The organism is Flavobacterium sp. FPG59, from assembly GCF_002150205.1.
In the GTDB taxonomy this organism is placed as follows: Bacteria; Bacteroidota; Bacteroidia; order Flavobacteriales; family Flavobacteriaceae; genus Flavobacterium.
This window is the reverse complement of sequence record NZ_MTCA01000243.1, coordinates 1-4,446: the sequence shown is the minus strand read 5'-3', so window position 1 is coordinate 4,446 and position 4,446 is coordinate 1. Positions and strand designations below refer to the sequence as shown.

Here is a 4,446-nt window from a genome sequence, read left to right as displayed (position 1 = left end):
GTCATCATTCAATACTTTATTTAATTGAGGTGCTAATAACGAAAAAGCGCTTTTGAAGACTGCCTCAAATAAAAGTTGTTTGCTCCTAAAATAATAATGCAGTAAGGCTTTATTGATTTTGGCTTTATCTGCAATCTCTTGCATTCTAGCTCCCGCCATACCTTTTTGCTGAAAAATTTCTTTTGCTGCAATTAATATCTCAGTTTCTGTATTTTCAGTTTTAATCTTATCCATATTGTTTAATTATATAGTTTAACCGTTTGGTTAACAAATTTATTAAAAAGTATTCATTAAAATACCATTTAAGGATATTTTAACAAATAATAATAATGAAGAGGATAAAGTCTTTATTTATGCCGTAAGGCATTTAATACGAATGGTGTTCAGTTTCAAAAAAATAATAACAAGCCGAATATTTACAAAAAAGATTGATATATTAGATGGGCTTGCGACATGTTGAATGCATGCAACTGATTTTTCTATCAAGATTTAGTTTCAGGTGGCAAAAATCAGCTTTTGATTTGCATAAGTATTATACTTTCATAAAACCACCACGGTTATCCTTCCGTTCAATAGACTGCTGCACGATTAAATTACCAATTGTAATCATGTTTAGTAATTCGTACAGCGCTACACTAATTTGATGGGTTTTACTAATTTCTTCCATTTCATTTTTCCAATGTAAAAGCTGTTCTTTAGCTTTCGGCAAATCCAATTCATTTCGCACGATTCCTGCATTCTGACGCATTGAAAGCTGTAATTTGGCTTTCATTTTAGCCAAATAATCCGAACTGATTTTAGGTTTTTCAGCGGATTCCCAATTCGAGATAATCCCATTGAATTGGCTTTTTTCAATAGAAACATGCGCCAAATAATCATAAATTTTCTCTGAATATACGAGCGCTTCCAACAAGGAATTAGAGGCTAATCTATTGGCGCCATGCAATCCTGTACGGGAACATTCGCCACAGGCAAATAAATTTTCTATAGATGTTTTTCCGTTTTTATCAACTGTAATTCCGCCACACAAATAATGCTGTGCGGGAACCACGGGAATCCAGTCTTTTGCTATATCAATTCCTATGCTTTTGCAACGCTCATAAATCATGGGAAAGTGCTTTATGAAAGCGTCTAAATCGAGATGGGTACAATCTAAATAAACGCAATCGTCTCCTGATTTTTTTAGTTCCAAATCAATGCTTTGCGAAACAATATCTCTGGATGCTAATTCGCCTCTTTCATCATAATTTATCATAAACCGAAGTCCTTTTTGGGTACGCATATACGCTCCAAAACCTCGAACTGCCTCCGAAATTAAAAATTTAGATCCTGCTGAAGCATCATATAAAGCGGTAGGATGAAATTGAATGAATTCCATGTCTTTTATGGCTGCATTTGCACGAAAAGCCATGGCAATACCATCTCCGGTTGCTATAACCGGATTGGTCGTATGACCGTAAAGATGGCCTATGCCACCAGTGGCCAGCACTGTGAAATCAGATTGGAATGGGATAATTTCGTTTGTTTTTTCATGCAAGGCATAAGCGCCAAAACAGTGATTGTTTTGGGTTATCAAATCAAGTGCAAAATAATGGTTCAGAACGGTTATGTTTTCTTTTTGATGGACTTGCTCTAAAATGGCACGTTCAATTTCATAACCCGTTTGGTCTTTATGATGTACCACCCTGTTGCGTGAATGGCCGCCTTCTTTGCCTAAATCAAAATTTCCTTTGACCGTTTTATCAAATTTGGCACCCCACGCTATGAGTTCTTTCAATCGTTTCGGGCCTTCGGTGACGACCATTTTGACGACATCAACATCACACAAACCGTCTCCGCAAATGAGGGTGTCGTCAATGTGTTTTTGATACGAATCTTCGGTTTCGTCAGTGACAATGGCAATCCCGCCTTGAGCATATTTTGTATTGGATTCATCTTCGTTCGACTTGGTAATTATCGTGATTTTTCTATCAGGAAATCGTTCTGCAATTTTTATGGCAAAAGTCAATCCTGCCACGCCAGAACCAACGATTAAGTAATTTGTAGCAATCATTATTTTGATAATTCAAGCATTCGTTCAATGGGAACTAAGGCTTTTTTTCTAATATTTTCAGGGACATCAATTTCTGGGCTTTCAGTAAGCAAGCAATCATACACTTTTTGTAATGTATTCATTTTCATATAGCCACATTCGCTGCAAGCACAGGTATTATCCTCTTTTGCAGGAGCCGGAATCAATATTTTATGCGGGACTTCCTGTTGCATTTTATGTAAAATTCCCGCTTCGGTAGCCACAATAAATTGATTGTTCGGATTTGTTTTTACATAGTCAATCATCCCTGCTGTTGAACCAATATAGCTTGCCGTTTGCAAAATATGTGTTTCCGATTCGGGATGTGCAATTATAGTTGCATCAGGATATTGTTTGTGGACTTCGATTAATTTATCCAGCGAAAAAGCTTCATGAACCACACAGGAACCATCCCAAAGCAGCATGTCTCTTCCTGTTTTGCTAATAATGTATTTTCCTAAATTTTTATCCGGTGCAAAAATAATGGGCGTTTCTTTGGGAATGGATTCTACTATTTTCAAAGCATTTGAGGAGGTACATACAATATCACTCAACGCTTTAATTTCGGCGGAACAATTCACGTATGTGATGACAATGTGATCGGGATGTTCATCAATAAATTTTTTGAATAAATCCGGAGGGCACGATTCCGCCAGTGAGCAACCTGCTTTCAAATCGGGCAGAATTACTTTCTTTGTCGGGTTCAATATTTTGGCAGTTTCGGCCATAAAATGTACGCCGGCAAAAAGGATAATATCGGCATCCACTTTCATGGCTTCTTGTGATAATCCCAAGCTGTCACCCACATAATCCGCAATATCTTGAATATCGGCTTCTTGATAATAATGGGCTAAAATAACCGCATTTTTCTCTTTTTTCAATTCCAGTATGCGCTCTTTAAGATTTTTCATTAGTTAAGTTTTAAAAAAAACATCATTTGTTATGCATTCCCACTTCAAACTCTAGAAGCGGATTTTATAGTGCATCACACTGGAACAATTTCGTTTTTCTGTTGAAGTGTAGTTTTTAAGTCTGTTATAAAAGCCATCAAATGGTCTATTTCGACATGATCCATAATTACAATTTTGTACCATTGATTATTTCCGTCGTGTTTTTTGGGAACCAAATCGAATTTTTTCACTAATTCTGGCGTAATATATTCGGCTTGAATGGTTGCAATATTCATGAAAGGTTCTCTGAAATACTTCACGTGTAACGCATCCAATTGTTCACACAACCATTCTGTTCTCATTTGTAAAATGCGAATTTTTTCACACCATCCAAAAGGGCCGTACGTGAATAATATCATCCAAACCGCTACGGCATTTGCACCGGAACGGCTTCCGCAGAGCGTCAAATCCATTCCTTCGACATATTCGGCTTCTTTTGTCAAAACATTTTCGATTAATCCCTTTCGACAAATAAAAACTCCCGTTCCATAAGGAGCCTGAAGCATTTTGTGTGCATCAATGGTTATGGAACTGATTTTTGGGTTTTCAAAATTGATTTCGGAGGCATTGTTGCTAAACGGATATACAAAACCACCATAAGCGGCATCAATGTGTAATTTGTATTTTAAGTCGTGTTTTTCGAGAATTTCAATATAATCATTCGGATTATCAATCGCCCCAAACATCGTCGTTCCCATATTAGAAACTACGATAAAATATTTTTTTCCGCGTTTTTTAGCATTGATAATGCTATTTTCTAGCGCGAATATATCAATAGCGCGGGTTTCGAAATCAACAGGGATTTTTAACCAATCCAGCATCAAAACATTGGCTGCTTTCGGAATGGAATAATGCGTATCTTCTGAAGCTATTATAGCAATTTCGGACAGACTGGTATTCAGTTTGTTCATGAAATAGTTGCGATACATCCAAATGGCCTGAATATTTGCCTCGGTGCCACCAGGAGCGATATAACCGTCAAAGGAATTGGGTTCAGCTTTAAAAACATCAATGGCGAGCACATTCAAAACCTCCCGTTCTATTTCCTGTGTTCCTCTAAAAGCTTTTTCAGAAGTGCCAAAAGTATGGCAGCCAATATGATTGGGATTGGCAACATAGGTTTGTAAAATGGGTGCATCTTTTAGAAATTGAACCTCTTCATTGAATACTTTTCCATCTAACTTGGATGCAGGATACCCCAAGGAGGCATCATGAGAGAAATTCACATTCTCGCCTAATGCTTTTTGAATGCGAATTTGCCTTTCTGTGGGGGTGATTTTTTTCCAGAATTGCATGATTACTATTTTTACCAAAGCTACATGCTAAAAAAATCAGAAAATATGATAAATGTTATGTTTTGGTTTTAAAAAATAGAAATTTTATAAGCGTAATTTTGATAGCGTGGATTCATTAAATTTTATAAAG

Annotated in this window: 4 protein-coding genes; all 4 read right to left on the bottom strand. The window is 36.6% G+C overall.

Features of this window, described 5'->3' with window-relative positions:
- A partial coding sequence (locus FPG59_RS14290) for a TetR/AcrR family transcriptional regulator (RefSeq protein ID WP_140344679.1) occupies nucleotides 1-234 on the bottom strand: 234 nt, incomplete at its 3' end.
- A 298-nt stretch (nucleotides 235-532) separates the two neighbouring features.
- The gene (nadB, locus tag FPG59_RS14285; RefSeq protein ID WP_086455251.1) at nucleotides 533-2,053 is read right to left on the bottom strand and encodes an L-aspartate oxidase; all 1,521 of its coding nucleotides are present in this window, start codon (nucleotides 2,051-2,053) and stop codon (nucleotides 533-535) included.
- Nucleotides 2,053-2,982 carry a quinolinate synthase NadA gene (gene nadA, locus FPG59_RS14280; protein WP_086455250.1) on the bottom strand — a complete coding sequence of 310 codons (930 nt, stop codon included), beginning with the start codon at nucleotides 2,980-2,982 and terminating at the stop codon, nucleotides 2,053-2,055. The genes nadB and nadA overlap by 1 nt, the downstream gene beginning before the upstream one ends.
- Before the next feature lie 74 nt (nucleotides 2,983-3,056).
- Nucleotides 3,057-4,316 (bottom strand): pyridoxal-dependent decarboxylase, encoded by a 1,260-nt coding sequence (locus tag FPG59_RS14275; protein ID WP_086455249.1) that lies wholly within the window; start codon nucleotides 4,314-4,316, stop codon nucleotides 3,057-3,059.
- Nucleotides 4,317-4,446: the final 130 nt, after the last annotated feature.